We start from the raw sequence: 16,805 nt of genomic DNA on the forward strand, positions 1-16,805 counted from the left end.
CGCGAAGGCGGTGTGTCAGGCAACATGGATGTTGAATGTGCCGGCCTCTTCGCGAGCAGGCTCGCTCCCACAAAGGGCGGCTTTATGCAGGTTGTTCGATTTGATCCAGCACGCGGTTTGCGGTGATCTCCGCCAGCATCACGCTGTTGGAAATGCCCAGCAGCGCATTGCGGTCACCGCCCTCCAGATGATCCACCAGTTGATGCACCATCACATCCACCGAGGCCAGCGTCTCGACCAGATAGACCACCAGGGTTTCGGTCGTGGCCCCGGGGTCGACGGTGAACAAGGTGCTGATGGTTCGAGGGGTGGCTTTGATGTCGGCTGTCGAGGGGAAGTGGTAAGCGAGGGCGCGCTCGGCGGCCTCGTGCAGTTTTTTTGAATCGGGTTCGTACGGGGATGCCGGATCGGTGTTCGGCGGATTTGGTGAAGGTTTGACCATAGTTGATTGCTCCATAATGTGGAGCCGTCACCTACTTGCGACTAAACAAGAGGGGTGGCAGCTGTACGCAGGTTAGTCGACCGGCGGAGCACGAAACCGGCGCACCCGAAGGCGCCCTGCGCACAGCTACCATGAAGTGCAGGGCATGAAATGGCCTGACTGTTTGGGATGCAAATGCGCTTCGTGTCACAACGGGCGACTAAACCCGATCACTGATGAGCAGTGACGCGAATCAAGTTACCGAGGGGGTCCAAGGCGCACAAGCCGGCGGATTCTGGCGTACCTGTAGGCAACGACGCAAGGCGTTGTAGCTTTCATCGAGTAACACTGACAGCCGTTAAACAGGCGCTATCTATAGGCCAAAAACCTGTAGGAGCGAGCCTGCTCGCGATGGTCGTCAACGATAACGCTGGAAACCTGACACCCCGCGGCGCTCTCCGGTTCATCGCGAGCAGGCTCGCTCCTACAAGGGGTATGCGGTGTTCAATCTTATTCGGCAGGCATAAAAAAACGGGCCTTGGGGACCCGTTGGAAAGTTGGCCTGACGTCCGTGCCAGGCCTGAAATGCAATCAACTGTAGGAGCGAGCTTGCTCGCGATGGTCGCCAACGATAACGCTGCAAGTCTGACACCACGCGGCGCTCTTCGGTTTATCGCGAGCAAGCTCGCTCCTACAGGGGGGCATCACGCTTTGCGGAAATGCGGAATCACCTTCTCGCCAATGTTCTTCAAAGTCTCCAGCTGCGCCCACTGCGGCACGGTGCCCATCTGGCAGATGAACAGGATTTCATCGGCGCCGGCATCGATCAGGCGCTGCACGTAGCCAATGCAATCCTCGACGGTGCCGTAGGCGTGGTTCGGGTTCATCATGGCCATGGTCGGGTCGGAGAAGTCGACGCTGACTTCTTCCGAGGCGAAGCGCGACTTGATCACGCTCTGGCCGTTGCCATCGACGAAGGTGTCGTCTTTCCACTTCTCCGGGTCCGGACGCTCGCCACCGCCGTACCAGTAGCCCAGGGATTCCATGAAGTAACGCTGGCCACGGATACCGATGCGGCGCGCCTCTTCGTTGTCGTCCAGCACGATGGCCGGGCACAGCGCGGCGATGTGACGGTTAGGACGGAAGCCCACTTGCTTCTTCTCATCGCGGTTGTCGTAGGCCGTGTGATACACCTCGACCTTCTTGGCGATCTCTTCCGGGCCACCGAAGCCCAACACCAGTGCGCCCATGCCGCGACCGCCGGCATTCTTCAGCGATTCAGTGTTGGTGCACGCCAGGTACATCGGCGGGTGCGGATCCTGGTAAGGCTTTGGATGGATCGGGCGCTTGGGGATCTGCACGAAGTCGCCGTTGTGCTCGATCTCGTCCTGCACGAACATTTTCGGGATCAGGTACATCATCTCGTCGATCTGCGGCTGCAAGGTCGCCAGGTCGTAGCCGAAGGTGCCGGCTTCCTGCTGGGTGCCGCCCTTGCCCACGCCAAAGTGCACACGGCCCTTGGACAACAGGTCGAGGGTGGCGATGCGCTCGGCGACTTTCACCGGATGGTTCATCGCCGGCGGCAAGCAGACCACGCCGTGGCCGATGCCGATGCGCTCGGTTTTACCGGCCACGAACGCCAGCATGGTTTCCGGCGCGGACATGTGCGAGTAGTTGCTCAGCGCGGTGTGTTCCACGCACCAGAAGGTGTCGAAGCCGAGCTTGTCGGCGAGTACGGCCTGTTCGACGGTGTCTTCAAAAATCTTGCGGTCGCCTTCGCGGCTGGAGTCCACCGTCTGGGCTTCGTAAATCAGGGAAAATTTCATGGTTGATCCTTGTGCTTATTTGGATGCGCAGTCGGCGCCAGAGACCTACGCCTTGCGCCCATGCTCGGGTATTGGCAGGGCGCTCGAATCACGCAAACGGACTAGCCCGATTCAGTAAAAAAGTCAGAGGAAAAAGTCGCTGCTGTCCTGACCCATGCTGACCCCACCGAGGTTCCAGGCATACTTGGCCGGGCTGTTGGCGACGTGGGCGCGACCGGTGTGAATGTCGCGGAAGGCACGGTTGATCGGATGGCTGCGGAAGATCGTCGAAGCACCGCTGTTGAACATCAGGTCGCCAACGGCCTTGGCGCACTTGTCGGCCACCAGCGCCGAGTCGTAACGCATCTTCACCCGCTCGGGCATGCTCAATGGCTCACCCTTCTGCGCGCGCTCCAGCATCAGGGCGAAGTTGCGATGCAACGCGGTCTTGCACTCGTCGACGCAGACCATGGCATTAGCCAGCGCCGCTTGCGCGGCCGGGTCCTGGACCATCTTGCGACCGTCATTGACCCCGACCCGGGCGCGGTTGTGCTCGACAAACTGATCCACCGCGCCTTGCAGGGCACCGATAGCGGACGACGAAACCGCACGCACGAAAATCTGCCCGAACGGCAGGCGGAACAAGGGTGCAGTGTTCACCTCGTTGCCCGGACTGTTCTGCATGAAACCGTCCAGGGAGCGATGAGTGCGGTACTCGGGAACGAAAGCGTTTTCCACCAGAATGTCGTGGGAACCGGTGGCTTCCAGGCCCATGACGTTCCAGTTGTCGAGAATCTGGTAGTCGCTGCGCGGCACCAGGAACGTCCGATAATCCGGCGCCCCGCCCGCCTCTGCCGGCGGCACCAGCGCACCGAGGAACGCCCAGTCGCAATGCTTGCTGCCGGAAGAAAAACCCCAGCGACCGCTCAACTTGAAGCCACCGTCGACCCGCTCGACCTTGCCCACCGGCATATAGGAAGAGGAGATCAACACGCTGGAGTCGCTACCCCAGACATCCTGGGCCGCGCGGTCGTCGAACAACGCCAGTTGCCAATTGTGGATCGCCACCACCCCCAGTACCCAGGCCGAGGACATGCAGCCTTCGGCAAGGGTCATCTGTACGTCGAAGAAATCCTTGGGCTCCAGTTCATAGCCTTCCCAACGGGACGGTTGCAGGATGCGAAAGAACCCGGCGTCCTGGAAATCCTTCAGGGTTTCTTCAGGCAACTGGCCTGCTTGCGCGGCATTCAGGGCGCGTTCACGCAGGATCGGCACCAACTCGCGGGCACGTTGGCTCAGACGCTGGCGAATCAGGTCTTGGTTGAGCATTTTTATTGTTCTCCTTTGTTCACCCCATCCGCCGGGGCGCGCGTGCAACGGGGCGGGTGTAGCGCCCCTACACTGGCATTCAAGCAATGCGCAACAGAGTGGACATCCCTCAAACGGACCATATGGTTTTGGGGGAACAGGTATCAGGGGGTGTATCTGAAAGAGATGTGTTGGTTGGCAGGCCGCCATCGCAGGCAAGCCAGCTCCCACAGGGATCGGGGACATCTGCAAAACCAGGTCGGCTGGCAGGCCGCCTTCGCGAGCAAGTCGGATCGCCGCACCGTCGCTCCCACAGAAGAGCAAAAGCAGAGCGGCGTACACAGACGCTTCTCACCACTCAACAGGCCGAGCGTTAGCTCGCCTGCAGCTCTTGATCTTGATCCACCCGCCCCCTCGGGAGGCTGAGCGGAGGTGTTCATCCGGGGATTGGCGCGTAGCGCCGTTCGACGCAGTCGAACTCATTGCATGTAGGTCTCGCGAAGCAGACCGGAGGGCAATGCCCCCGGATGAATACCGGAGTGAAGGAACCCCGAGCCTTGGCGAGGGGCCGGACGCTCGGGGCGAGCGCTTTTTTTGCTTACTTTTTTTGAGGCGCTTGTTAAAAAAAGTGAGTCGCCGTCAGGGCGAAACCATTAGCCGCCGTTACCGCAGAAACGGATATGTACTCAATCAACCCGACAGCCTGGTCGGCCCAGAGGCCGCCAAGGCCTAGTCCCCTCGGACGATGCCCCAGACCAGAGCCAGAGCAAGAATCCATCGCACTCCCCAACCAACAAAAAGGCCCAGTGCGATGAACGACGTCAATCTCAAAGCCGACATGCTCCAGGCCATGCGCCGCCTGGCCAAGTCAGTCACCATTATCAGCACCAGCAACGGCACCGAACGCTTCGCCATGGCCGCCACCGCGGTCGACTCCCTGAGCACCGAGCCGCCATCGCTGCTGATCTGCGTCAACAAGACCGCCTCGCCCCACGCCGCACTGGCAACCGGCGCCGACTTCTGCGTCAACATCCTCGGCGTCGAACAACAAGACCTCGCCAACCTGTGCAGCGGCGCAATAAAAGGCGAAGCACGCTTCGACCGTGGCAACTGGCTGACCAGCCCCGGCGGCATTCCTTACCTGGGTGACGCACAGTCGGCGATCCTCTGCCGCCAGGACGGCCACTTCAGCTACGGCACCCACACCGTGTTCATCGGGCGCATCCTGCAGATCCACACCACAGCCGAAATCACCCCACTGGTCTACCTCGACGGCAGCTACACCACCACCGCCAAACCCGCACCTTCTCTCGCTGCTGCTGGCTGAGGCCCGAACATGGACAGCCTGAACCGGTTGACGGCGTTGCGAGTGAACAGCGCCGACCAGTTGCCATGGGATGACCGCTGCGATTTGCTGATCGTCGGGTTTGGCGGTGCCGGCGCCTGTGCCGCCATCGAAGCCAGCGCTCGTGGCCTGTCGGTGCTCGCACTGGATCGCTTCGAAGGCGGCGGCGCCACGGCACTCAGCGGTGGCGTGGTGTATGCCGGCGGCGGTACGCCGTATCAGCACCAGGCTGGCTATGAAGACACCAGCGAAGCCATGTTCAATTACCTGCGTCAGGAAGTCGGGGAGGCCGTCAGCGGCGAAACCCTAAAGCACTTCTGCGACGGCAGCCGCGAGCAACTGGCCTGGCTGGAGCGACAAGGCGCGGCCTTCGAGGCCAGCGTGCCACCGCATAAAACCTCGTACCCGAGCGACCAGTACTACCTCTATTACTCCGGCAACGAGGCCGTGCCGGCCTATGCCGCCAGCGCCAAGCCGGCGCCCCGTGGCCACCGCACCAAAGGTCCGGGCATGTCCGGTGCCAGCCTGTTCGCCCCGCTCAAGGCCAGCGCCTTGCGTCATGGCGCACGCCTGCGCAGCCAGTGCGAAGTACGGCGACTGGTGCTCGACCTTGACGACAAGGTCATCGGCGTCGAAGCCTGGCAGCTGCCGTCGGGTAGCCGCACCGCCAAACAACATGCGCGTCTGTCACGCTGGGCCGCGGCCATTCATATGTACGCCCCGGCGTTGGCCGACCGCTTGCGCGCCCGTCAGCGTCGCATCGAACAGACCAGCGCCATTCGCCAACTGATTCGCGCCGAACAGGCGGTGCTGCTGAGCAGCGGTGGTTTTATCTTCAATCGCGATCTGGTGCGCCAACACGCGTCGCAGTACCTGGCCGGTTTGCCGCTGGGCGCCACCGGGTGCAATGGCAGCGGCATCGCCTTGGGCCAGAGCGCCGGTGGCAGCGTGGCGCGGATGGACAAGGTCAGCGCCTGGCGCTTCATCAACCCGCCACTGGCCTGGGCTCGCGGGCTGATCGTGAATGCTCGCGGACAGCGATACGCCAACGAAGAAATCTACGGCGCGACCCTCGGCCACGCCATGGTCGAAGAACAGGATGGCCGCGCCATTCTGATTCTCAATCGGGCGCTGGTTCGAGAAGCACTCAGTCAGGTCGGCCCCGGCAAAGTCTGGAATTTCCAACGCCTGCCGGTGCTGCTCAATCTGCTGTTCAACGCCAAGCGCAGCAACAGCCTGGCCGGGTTGGCCAAACGCTGCAACCTGCCGCCCGAACTGCTGCGCCAAAGTGTCGAACGCTACTCCCGAGCAGCACGCGGTGAGGTCGCCGACGAGTTTGGCAAATCCGCCGCAATGCTCACCAACCTCGACCAAGGCCCGTGGTACGCCCTCGACCTGTCCTTCGACAGCAAACTCTTCCCCTGCCCGGTCATCACACTCGGCGGACTGAAGGTCTGCGAGGACAGCGGTCGGGTGCTGGACCACGCCGGCCAGCCAATAAACGGTCTCTACAGCGCCGGCCGCAATGCGGTCGGGGTCGCTTCCAACCTGTATGTCTCCGGCCTGTCCCTGGCCGACTGCATTTATTCCGGTCGCCGGGCTGCCGCCCACGTGGCCGACCAATTCGCACTTCAAACCGCACGATCAGGAGAACAACAATGCAACGTGTAGAAGGCAAAGTCTGCATCATCACCGGCGCCGCCAGCGGCATCGGTCGCGAAGACGCCCTGCTGCTGGCCCGCGAAGGCGGCAAAGTGGTACTGACCGACCTCAACGAAGAAGCCGGTCGCCAGGTGGCTGCAGAAATCGGCGCCAACGCGCTGTTCATCCGCCACGATATCGCCAGCGAAAGCGATTGGCAGCACGTCGTTAAAACCACCGTCGAACACTTCGGCCGCCTCGACGTACTGGTCAACAACGCCGCGATCCTGGCGCTGGGCAGCATCGAAGACACCACCCTGGAGCTGTGGCAGAAGGTGCAGAAGATCAACGGCGAAGGCTACTTCCTCGGCTGCAAATACGCGATCCAGGCCATGAAGGAAACCGGCGGCGGTTCGATCATCAACATGTCGTCGGTCGCGGCCTTGGGCGCGATGCCGATGTTCTGCGCTTACTCGGCGTCCAAAGGCGCGGTGGCGGCGATGACCCGTTCCATTGCCTTGCACTGCAAGCAGCAGGGCTACCGCATCCGCTGCAACAGCGTGCACCCGGATGGCGTGAACACGCCGATGACCCAGGCCCTGGCCGGTGGTCAGCCAATCCCGCAGGAAGCCCTCGACCAGGACCCGATGAACCGCATGGCCGCGCCACGGGACATTGCCAACGTGGTGCTGTTCCTCGCCGCCGACGAGTCGCGCTTCGTCAACGGTGCCGAGATCCGCGTCGACAACGCCCAACTGATCAGCGGGCTCTGAGGCCGAGGTGAACATGGGCACGCAACAACAGAACCTGACCCCGGCCGAACACACGACGGGAAGTGTCTCATTGCAAGTGTGCGCGGTGATCGACGAGACCGCCGATGCGCGCTCGCTGGTGCTGGACGTACCGCCAACCCTGCGTGAGCGCTTTCGCTACAAACCGGGCCAGTTCCTGAGTTTTCGCGTGCCCTTGGCCGGCAAACTGTTGACCCGCTGCTATTCCATGGCCAGCTCGCCCCTCGCGGACGCGCTGCCCAAGGTCACGGTGAAACGGGTCGACGGTGGCCGGGTGTCGAACTGGATGAACGAAGTGCAGGTCGGCGACTGGCTGGAAGTGCTGCCACCGGCCGGGCATTTCTGCCTGGACCCGCAGGCGGACACCGAAAAGCCCCTGGTCCTGTTCGGGGGCGGTTCGGGCATCACCCCGGTGTTTTCCATTCTCAAGTCGGTGCTGCACAGCAGTCGGCGGCCGATCAAGTTGATCTACGCCAACCGCGATGAAGCGTCGGTGATTTTCAAGGACGAGCTGTGCCAGTTGATCAAGGCGCATCCTGATCAACTGCACGTGGTGCACGTCCTCGATTCGGTGCAGGGTTTCCTGACGGACCATCAGGTCCGTCATCTGCTGCGCGGATCGGCTGGCGGCGACTACTTCATCTGCGGGCCTGGACCGTTCATGGACACCGTGGAGCGCACGCTGCTGGCACTGGGCGAAGCGGCCGAGCGGATCCATGTCGAACGTTTCGTCTCACCGCCGGACCCCGACGAACTATTGGCCGAAGAAGCCCTCGCCCGCGAGGCAGCGATGGGTTCGCAGTGCGAAGCGCTGATCGTCGAACTCGATGGCCAGCAACACGAAATTGCCTGCCAGCCGGGCGACACCCTGCTGCAAAGTTGCAAGGCCGCCGGCCTGGATGTGCCGTCGTCCTGTGAAGAAGGTTTCTGCGGCGCGTGCATGTGTGTGGTCAAGGAAGGCGAAATCCAATTGGCGCGCAACGACGTGTTGAGCGCAAAAGAACTCGCGGACGGTTGGACACTGGCCTGCCAAAGCCGACCGACGGGTGCCCGGGTACGCCTGAAATTCCCTGACTAATGTTCATTGTGGGAGCGAGCCTGCTCGCGAAGAGGCCGGCACATTCAGCATGGATGTTGACTGACACATCGCATTCGCGAGCAGGCTCGCTCCCACAATTGAATTGTGCCAGACGGGGGGGCTGTTGCTTAGTCTCATTGGACGATCACTCAGGTCCGGTCTGCGGTTAGACTCGGCCACAGCATTAGCCCACAACAATAAAGAGGTGCAGTTATGGCTCGTTTGCAGAATAAGGTCGCGGTGGTCACCGGCGGCGCTTCGGGGATCGGTCTGGCCTGCGTGCGCCGTTTCGCTGCCGAAGGCGCGCAAGTGATCGGGCTGGACATCGGCAGCGCACCGGCAGACTTTCCCGGCCTGTTCATGACCCTGGACGTGCGCGACGAAGCGCAGGTGCAGCAGGTCATGCAAGAAGTCGCCAGCCGCTTCGGGCGCATCGACGTGCTGGTCAACGCCGCCGGCGTCGCCGACCAGGGCAGCGTGACCCAGACCACCACCGCCGCCTGGCAACGGGTGATGGACATCAACCTGACCGGCAGCATGCTCACCAGCAAATACGCGCTGGAATCGATGGTGTCGCAACGCGGCGGCTCGATCATCAACGTCGGTTCGATCTTCGGCCTGCAAGGCTGCGACGGCAACGTGGCCTACAACGTGTCCAAGGGCGGCATCAACCAGCTGACCCGCTCGATGGCCATCGACTACGGCTACGCCAACATTCGCGTCAACGGCCTGTGCCCGGGCCTGATCGAAACGCCGATGACCAGCATGGTCCGCGAAAATGAGGCGGTCCACGCGTTTTTCGCCTCGCAACACATGCTCAGCCGCTCCGGGCAACCGGAAGAAGTGGCCAACGTCGCGCTGTTCCTGGCGTCCGACGAAGCGTCCTTTGTCAGCGGCCAGATGATCGCCGTGGACGGTGGTTTTTCCGCCGGTCGCCGTTTCGCCCCACCCGCGCAGTAATTCGCAATCCGGCCGGGCGCCCTGCCCGGCCTACTCCCTTTTTCGCAACTGTCTTCTAACCGGGGAGGCCCCATGCCGCCTGTCGCCACCGCACTGACCATCGCTCAACTGTTCGCCAACGCAGCCCAGGCCTACGGCGACCGCCCGGCCATCGAGGACGCGGGCCACGTCATCAGCTACCGACAACTGGACCAACTGCGCCGCCAGGCTGCACGCGCGCTACTGGCCATCGACGTACAGGTCGGGGACCGTGTGGCGATCTGGGCGCCCAACGTGTGGGAATGGATTGTCGCCGCCGGCGCCCTGCAAAGTATTGGCGCCGCCCTGGTGCCGCTCAATACCCGGATGAAGGGCAGCGAGGCCGGCTACATCCTGCGCGAAAGCGGCACCTGCGTACTGTTTGCCATCGGTGAATTCCTCGGCGCGGACTACCCCGGCATGCTGGCGTCGGAAGACCTGCCTGAGCTGCGCCACATCGTCAGCGTGCGCGGTGCCAACTCAGGCACCCTGGCCTGGGAACGGTTTATGGACCTGGGGGTCGACGTGCCGCACCTGGCCCTGCGCACCCGCGAACAGAGCGTTGGCCCGCAGGCCTTGTCCGACGTGCTGTTCACCTCGGGCACCACCGGCAAACCCAAAGGCGTGATGACCAGCCACGGCCAGAACCTGCGAATCGTGCGCGACTGGAGCGATATCGTTGGCTTGCGCGAGAGCGATCGCTACCTGATCGTCAATCCGTTCTTCCACTCCTTCGGCTACAAGGCCGGTTGGCTGGCAGCGCTGATGCGTGGCTGCACCCTCCTGCCGCAACAAGTGTTCGACGTGCAGGCCGTGCTCGAATGCGTGCAACGCGAGCGCATCACCGTGTTGCCAGGGCCGCCGACACTGTATCAATCATTGCTTGCCCATCCGCAACGCAGTGAATTCGACCTGAGCTCCTTGCGCGTGGCGGTGACCGGGGCGGCGGCGATCCCCGTGGAGATGATCCACCGCATGCGCGACGAACTCGGCTTCGCCACCATCGTCACCGCGTATGGCCTGACGGAGGTCTGCGGTTTCGCCACGATCTGCCGCGCCGGCGACTCTGCGGAACTGGTCGCCAATACCAGTGGCCGGGCGATGCCGGGGGTAGAAGTACGTTGTGTCGGCAACAGCGGCCGCAGCCAGCCGGCGAACATTCCCGGTGAAGTGCAGATTCGCGGCTACAACCTGATGCAGGGTTATCTCAACAACCCCGAAGCCAGCCAGGAAATTCTCGACGCCGACGGCTGGCTGCACACCGGCGACATCGGCATGCTCGACGAGCAGGGTTATCTGCGCATCACCGACCGCCTCAAGGACATGTTCATCACCGGCGGCTTCAATGTGTACCCGGCGGAGATCGAACAGTGTTTGCTGACCTATCCGGGCGTGGCCCAGGCAGCGGTGATCGGCATTCCCGATGAGCGCATGGGTGAAGTGGCGATGGCGTTCCTGCTGCCCGCACCAGGTGTGGAAATCGAACAGGCGCGGTTCCTCGCCTGGTGCCGCGAGCAGATGGCCAACTACAAGGTTCCGCGCCGGGTGCAGGTGCTGCAGAAGATGCCGATCAATGCGGCGGGCAAAGTGACCAAGAATGTGTTGCGCGAGTGGGCGCTGCAGCCAGCTGACTAAACGCAATCCCTGTAGGAGCGAGCCTGCTCGCGATAGCGGAGTGTCAGCCAACATCAATGCTGGATGTGCCGGCCTCATCGCGAGCAAGCTCGCTCCCACAATGTTCGAAGGTGTTCACAGATTTCGCGTCCGACACAGTTCAACTGTGGGAGCGGGCTTGCCCGCGATGGCGGAGTGTCAGCCAACATCAATGCTGGATGTGCCGGCCTCATCGCGAGCAAGCTCGCTCCCACAGTGCTCGAGGGTGTTCACAGATTTCGCGTCCGACACAGTTCAACTGTGGGAGCGGGCTTGCCCGCGATGGCGGAGTGTCAGCCAACATCAATGCTGGATGTGCCGGCCTCATCGCGAGCAAGCTCGCTCCCACAGTGCTCGAGGGTGTTCACAGATTTCGCGTCCGACACAGTTCAACTGTGGGAGCGGGCTTGCCCGCGATGGCGGAGTGTCAGCCAACATCAATGCTGGATGTGCCGGCCTCATCGCGAGCAAGCTCGCTCCCACAGTGCTCGAGGGTGTCCTCAGACTTCGCGTCCGACACAGTTCAACTGTGGGAGCGGGCTTGCCCGCGATGGCGGAGTGTCAGCCAACATCAATGCTGGATGTGCCGGCCTCATCGCGAGCAAGCTCGCTCCCACAGTGCTCGAGGGTGTTCACAGATTTCGCGTCCGACACAGTTCAACTGTGGGAGCGGGCTTGCCCGCGATGGCGGAGTGTCAGCCAACATCAATGCTGGATGTGCCGGCCTCATCGCGAGCAAGCTCGCTCCCACAGTGCTCGAGGGTGTTCACAGATTTCGCGTCCGACACAGTTCAACTGTGGGAGCGGGCTTGCCCGCGATGGCGGAGTGTCAGCCAACATCAATGCTGGATGTGCCGGCCTCATCGCGAGCAAGCTCGCTCCCACAGTGCTCGAGGGTGTCCTCAGACTTCGCGTCCGACACAGTTCAACTGTGGGAGCGGGCTTGCCCGCGATGGCGGAGTGTCAGCCAACATCAATGCTGGTTGAGCCGGCCTCATCGCGAGCAAGCTCGCTCCCACAGTGCTCGAGGGTGTTCACAGATTTCGCGTCCGACACAGTTCAACTGTGGGAGCGGGCTTGCCCGCGATGGCGGAGTGTCAGCCAACATCAATGCTGGATGTGCCGGCCTCATCGCGAGCAAGCTCGCTCCCACAGTGCTCGAGGGTGTCCTCAGACTTCGCGTCCGACACAGTTCAACTGTGGGAGCGGGCTTGCCCGCGATGGCGGAGTGTCAGCCAACATCAATGCTGGTTGAGCCGGCCTCATCGCGAGCAAGCTCGCTCCCACAGGTTTTGTGTGTGCCGAGATGACGGAGTCAGACCACCCGCGCCGGATGCTGCTGGCGCGGGTCGCCGAGCATGGCGCGATGGGATGGCGGCTGGCGGCCTTCGGCTTCGCAGATGCCGTAGCCAGGGGCGATTTCGGCGGTGATCAGGGTCTGCCCGGACAACGCCATCAACCGTGGATCATTGAGCAAGGCATGAATCACCCGCCCGTTGAACTGTGGGGTTTCGGCGTGCGCCAGGAACGCCTGGTACTGCTCGCCATGCTGCTCGCCGGCAATCTTCGTGCGTTCGGTCAGTTGCGGGCCGAGCCACAGCGATAACGCCGCCACACCCTGCCCTTCGAAATCGATCGCCATGTCCGCCGCCAGCTTGTCGACCCCGGCCTTTTGCGCGCCGTACGCCGGGCCATGCATGTAGCACCCGGCACCGAATGACGAGGTAAAGCAAATCAGCCCCTGGGCACTTTTCAGCAACAACGGTGCCGCGTAGAAGCTGGCGATGTAAGCCGAGCGCAGACCGACGTCGAGAATGCGCACCAGCTCCAGCGGCTTGGCCCAGAACGGTCCTGGTTCGATCAACTGGTCATGGATGAACGCAGCGTTGTTGACCAGCAAATCCAGATGTCCGCACTCTTCTTCTACGCGGGCAAACAGTGCCTGAACCTGCGCGTCATCGGCGTGGTCACAGACCACCGCGATACCGCGCCCACCAGCGGCGGTGATCGCAGCGGCGGTGTCCTCCAGCGAGCCGCGCAAGGCATGCCCGTACAAATTCGATCCGCCCTGCGTCGGGGCGCGGCCAGTGACGTACACGGTCATGCCGGCCGCCCCAAGGGCCAAGGCGATGCCCTGGCCCACTCCGCGACTGGCGCCGGTAACGACAGCGATCTGTTGACGTGGGTGATTCATTCGACACTCCCGAACAAGGTATTCGCCGAAGCGGTTTCGCTCTGGCGCTTGATGTGATTGGCGGCCAGGTAACCGAAGGTCATGGCCGGGCCGATGGTCGAACCGGCGCCCGGATAGGTGCGGCCCATCATCGAGGCGGCGCTGTTGCCGATGGCGTACAGGCCGTTGATCGGTTCTCCATCTTCGTGCAACACGCGAGCGTGCACGTCGGTCAGCAGGCCACCCTTGGTGCCGATGTCGCCGGCGTCGATGCGCACGGCGTAGAACGGCCCCTTGAGCAACGGCGCCAGGCACGGATTGGGTTGCACGTTCGGGTCGCCGTAGTAGCGGTCGAACAGCGATTCGCCCTTGTGGAAATCCTCGTCGACGCCCTGCACGGCCATGCCGTTAAAGCGCTGCACGGTGCGCACCAGTCCGCCAGCGTCGACGCCGATTTTCGCCGCCAGTTCTTCCAGGCTCGACGCCTTTTGGAAGTAGTCGCGCAGGTGCTCGGGCAATTGCCAATCGCGCTGGGCATAGCCCGGCAGCAAGGCGCCGCACGGGTATTTGCGGCGGAACTCGGCGTCGAACACCATCCAGCACGGCACGCTCGCGGCGCCATCGCGGTTGTTGGCGTACATCGCGTAAACGATATCGGTATAGGGCGCAGCTTCGTTGACGAAACGCTCCCCCGCTGCGTTGACCATCACGCACCCCGGCAAAGTGCGTTCAACGAACAGCGCGCGCTGTTTTTCTTCGCCCTTGACGTAAGTGGTCGGCGCCCACCAGCTGTGCTCCATCAACGCGGTCCGCGCACCAATGACCTGACCGGCGCGGATGCCGTCGCCAGTATTGTTGGGCGGCGTGGCACTCCAGTTCGCCCGGGACGGCTGCGGCAGGTACTGCTCGCGCATCGCCTGGTTACGCTCGAAACCACCGGCGGCGATGATCACCCCGTAGCGTGCCTTGACGTTGAGCAACTGACCATTGCGATTGATCCGCGCCCCGCCGACCCGATCGCCGACCAGCAGCAGCTCTTCGAGCGCACAGTTGAGCCACAGCGACTTGCCGCGATCCTGCAACGAACAGCGCAAGGCTCCGATCAAGGCATTGCCCAGGGTCAGGAAACGGTCGCGACGGGACAAACGCCGCCCCTCGCGATCACGCCAGTAGCGCCACATCACCCGCAGGGTCAGGCGTAACCAGCCGGGGCCACGGCACAGCAACACTTGCGCCTCTTTCATGGTCATCGCCATGCGCCCCATCATCAGGGTGCCGGGGGACGGAGCGCGCATGCGCAAGAATTCTTCGCCGAGTTCGGCGGCATCGAACGGTTGCGGATCCATCGAGCGATAGCCCGGTTTGCCGCCCTCGACTTCCGGGTAGTAATCGGCGTAGCGCGGTTGCGCCTCGAAGCGCACGCGGGTGTGTTGTTCCAGGTACTCGACCATCTCCCGGCCGTGTTCGACATAGGCTTCGATGCGCCCATCGTCGATCTCGCCATGGGTCACGGCGCGGATGTAGGCAATCGCTTCGGCTGCCGAATCACTGCCGCCGATCGCATTGATCCGGTGGTTGTTGGGGATCCAGATGCCGCCACCGGACACCGCCGAGGTGCCGCCGTACTCGCCGCTTTTTTCGATCAGCAGCGCATTCAAGCCCAGGTCGTGGGCGCGCAGCGCAGCGGTCATGCCCCCGGCTCCCGAGCCAATCACCAACACATCACAGCACTCGTCCCATTTGATCCCGGCAGCGTTCATGCGATCACCCTTGTTCAGCGCCCATCAGGCAGAAACCGCCACCGCCGGATCTTCGCCCGGTGCAGTCGGTCTCGGGATTGTTCGCCGCACGCGCCGGGTGTTCATCGTCCGATAAGACTAAGGCCAGGCCTGCGGCCACCCCGTACAAATCGCTTAGTCCGCTTGGACGATGTTGCGCGCAAGTCGTGACTCCATAGTCGCCCACAGCACCAATCACCCCCTGAAATGCAGGTCGGGCAGGTCTGACCTGGGCCATGAGGACGACATGATAAAAACAATAATCGCCCCACCAACACAGCACCCTCGCACACAGCTTGTTCTATTGATGCTGGCTGGCGGACTTAGCGCTCACGTTAACGCCATGAGCTTTCAGCCAAGCGAAGACTTGAGCATCGACTGGGACACCACACTGACGTACAGCCTCGCCTGGCGGACCGAGTCTCGCGATCACAAACTGACCGCCAATGCCAACGGCAACGACGGCGACAACGCGTTCGACAAAGGCAGCCTGATCAACAACCGCAGCGGCTTTCTCACCGAAGCCAACATCAAGTGGCAAGACGACTACGGCGTGTTCGTGCGGGCGACGGGCTTCTACGACAACGTCTACGATCAGGACAACGACAACACCACCGGCACTTCCAACTGCTTCGCCGGCGGTCATTGCAGCAAACCCGACCGTTTCTCCCAGGACACCATCGACCAGCACCGCAATGAACTGCGCATGCTCGATTACTACGCCTATGGCACCTGGGACGTGGGCGGCCATGCCTTCAACGCGCGCTTGGGTAACCAGGTGGTGAGCTGGGGTGAGAGCCTGTTCTACCCAGGTATTTCCGCGGCCCAGAGCCCGGTGGACGCGACCAAGGCGACCACTCCGGGCGTCGAGGTCAAGGAAATCCTGCTGCCGGTCGGCCAACTGTTCACCCAGTTCGCCCTGACCGAAAGCCTGGGTATCCAGGCCTACTACCAATACAAGTGGGAGAAAACCGAGTTGTTCGGCGTGGGTAGCTACTTCTCCACCACCGACTTCATCGATGAGGGCGGCTTCAACGATGCCTCCGGTTTCATAACCCGTCTGAAGGACGACAAACCGAGCGACAGCGGCCAGTACGGTCTGGCCTTCACCTACGCCGCCGAGTCGCTGAAAAACACCGAGTTCGGCATCTACTACTCGCGTTATCACGACAAGACCCCGTCGCTGGACTTCGCATCGACCCTGGGCCGCTATCAGGTGCGCTACTTCGACAACATCGACCTGTTCGGCGCGAGTTTCGCCACGGTGCTGGGCGACGTCAGCTGGGCCGGTGAAGTCAGCTACCGCGACGGTACGCCGGTGATGGTCGACAACGGTTTCTCCAGCCCGGTGCGCGGCAAGACCATACAAGCGCAAACGTCGATGATCTACGTGCTCGGCCCGACCGCCTTCGCCGACAACACCAGCCTGACCGGCGAGCTGGTCTACAACACCGTGGTCAGCAACGACGAGTCGCAGCCGGTGACCCTGGCGCCGGGCTTCGCGCTGCCGGGAACCGACAGCCTGGTCTATGACCGCGATGCCTGGGGCTACACGGTGCAGGCGAACTTTGACTACAACAACGTGTTCAACGGATGGGACATGTCGGTGCCTGTCACCTTCAGCGCCGCCGCCCACGGCGACAGCTCGATGGTCGGCTCGATCAACGCCGGCCAGAACGATAACCGCGCCAGCATCGGCAGTTCGTGGCGCTACCTGGGCAACTTCACCGTCGAGGCCCGCTACAACGCCTACCTCGCCAGTGCCAACAACAGCCCGTTGGCCGACCGCGACAACGTCGCGCTCAACTTCAAGTACCGGTTCTGATTCCCCTGT

12 protein-coding genes and 2 pseudogenes are annotated in these 16,805 nt (G+C 62.6%); 9 read left to right on the forward strand and 5 right to left on the reverse strand.

The features are described from left to right. Positions 1-82: 82 nt before the first annotated feature. Positions 83-442, reverse strand: a complete 360-nt coding sequence (locus tag AC3IT9_RS19705; protein ID WP_489270789.1) for a DUF6124 family protein — start codon at positions 440-442, stop codon at positions 83-85. A 390-nt stretch (positions 443-832) separates the two neighbouring features. Here AC3IT9_RS19705 and AC3IT9_RS19710 point away from each other — a divergent pair. Both AC3IT9_RS19710 and AC3IT9_RS19715 read left to right on the forward strand, forming a co-directional pair. Then, a pseudogene (locus tag AC3IT9_RS19710) lies at positions 833-917 on the forward strand (outer membrane lipoprotein carrier protein LolA); the annotation flags it as partial. A gap of 89 nt (positions 918-1,006) precedes the next feature. Then, positions 1,007-1,117 (forward strand): annotated as a pseudogene (locus AC3IT9_RS19715) (outer membrane lipoprotein carrier protein LolA); the annotation flags it as partial. Between the two features lie 8 nt (positions 1,118-1,125). On the opposite strand, the gene AC3IT9_RS19720 reads toward AC3IT9_RS19715, so the two are convergent. After that, the gene (locus AC3IT9_RS19720; RefSeq protein WP_046043082.1) at positions 1,126-2,247 is read right to left on the reverse strand and encodes an LLM class flavin-dependent oxidoreductase; all 1,122 of its coding nucleotides are present in this window, start codon (positions 2,245-2,247) and stop codon (positions 1,126-1,128) included. 123 nt (positions 2,248-2,370) lie between these two features. Next, positions 2,371-3,555, reverse strand: coding sequence for an acyl-CoA dehydrogenase family protein (locus AC3IT9_RS19725; protein ID WP_489270790.1), 1,185 nt, complete (start codon positions 3,553-3,555; stop codon positions 2,371-2,373). Positions 3,556-4,345: 790 nt separating this feature from the next. Here AC3IT9_RS19725 and AC3IT9_RS19730 point away from each other — a divergent pair. From AC3IT9_RS19730 to AC3IT9_RS19755, 6 genes are all read left to right on the forward strand, one after another. After that, positions 4,346-4,861, forward strand: a complete 516-nt coding sequence (locus AC3IT9_RS19730) for a flavin reductase family protein (RefSeq protein ID WP_057714069.1) — start codon at positions 4,346-4,348, stop codon at positions 4,859-4,861. A gap of 9 nt (positions 4,862-4,870) precedes the next feature. After that, positions 4,871-6,550: an FAD-binding protein gene (locus tag AC3IT9_RS19735; RefSeq protein WP_489270791.1), complete on the forward strand. Its 1,680-nt coding sequence runs from the start codon at positions 4,871-4,873 to the stop codon at positions 6,548-6,550. Then, a complete protein-coding gene (locus AC3IT9_RS19740) occupies positions 6,538-7,293 on the forward strand; it encodes a glucose 1-dehydrogenase (protein WP_489270792.1) in 756 nt (251 codons plus the stop codon). The genes AC3IT9_RS19735 and AC3IT9_RS19740 overlap by 13 nt, the downstream gene beginning before the upstream one ends. 13 nt (positions 7,294-7,306) lie before the next feature. Then, positions 7,307-8,389 (forward strand): 2Fe-2S iron-sulfur cluster-binding protein, encoded by a 1,083-nt coding sequence (locus AC3IT9_RS19745; RefSeq protein ID WP_489270793.1) that lies wholly within the window; start codon positions 7,307-7,309, stop codon positions 8,387-8,389. Between the two features lie 213 nt (positions 8,390-8,602). Beyond that, a complete protein-coding gene (locus AC3IT9_RS19750; RefSeq protein WP_489270794.1) occupies positions 8,603-9,349 on the forward strand; it encodes an SDR family NAD(P)-dependent oxidoreductase in 747 nt (248 codons plus the stop codon). Positions 9,350-9,421: 72 nt separating this feature from the next. Then, positions 9,422-11,002, forward strand: coding sequence for a FadD3 family acyl-CoA ligase (locus AC3IT9_RS19755; protein WP_489270795.1), 1,581 nt, complete (start codon positions 9,422-9,424; stop codon positions 11,000-11,002). A gap of 1,333 nt (positions 11,003-12,335) precedes the next feature. Here AC3IT9_RS19755 and AC3IT9_RS19760 read toward each other — a convergent pair. Continuing rightward, complete coding sequence (locus AC3IT9_RS19760; RefSeq protein WP_489270796.1) at positions 12,336-13,214, reverse strand: SDR family NAD(P)-dependent oxidoreductase; 879 nt, start codon at positions 13,212-13,214, stop codon at positions 12,336-12,338. After that, on the reverse strand, positions 13,211-14,953 hold the full coding sequence (locus tag AC3IT9_RS19765) for an FAD-binding protein (protein WP_489270797.1): 1,743 nt from the start codon (positions 14,951-14,953) through the stop codon (positions 13,211-13,213). The genes AC3IT9_RS19760 and AC3IT9_RS19765 overlap by 4 nt, the downstream gene beginning before the upstream one ends. A 325-nt stretch (positions 14,954-15,278) precedes the next feature. On the opposite strand from AC3IT9_RS19765, the gene AC3IT9_RS19770 reads away from it, so the two are divergent. After that, the gene (locus tag AC3IT9_RS19770) at positions 15,279-16,796 is read left to right on the forward strand and encodes a DUF1302 domain-containing protein (protein ID WP_489270798.1); all 1,518 of its coding nucleotides are present in this window, start codon (positions 15,279-15,281) and stop codon (positions 16,794-16,796) included. Positions 16,797-16,805: the final 9 nt, after the last annotated feature.

It is taken from the genome of Pseudomonas sp. KH_046_1, from assembly GCF_057839025.1.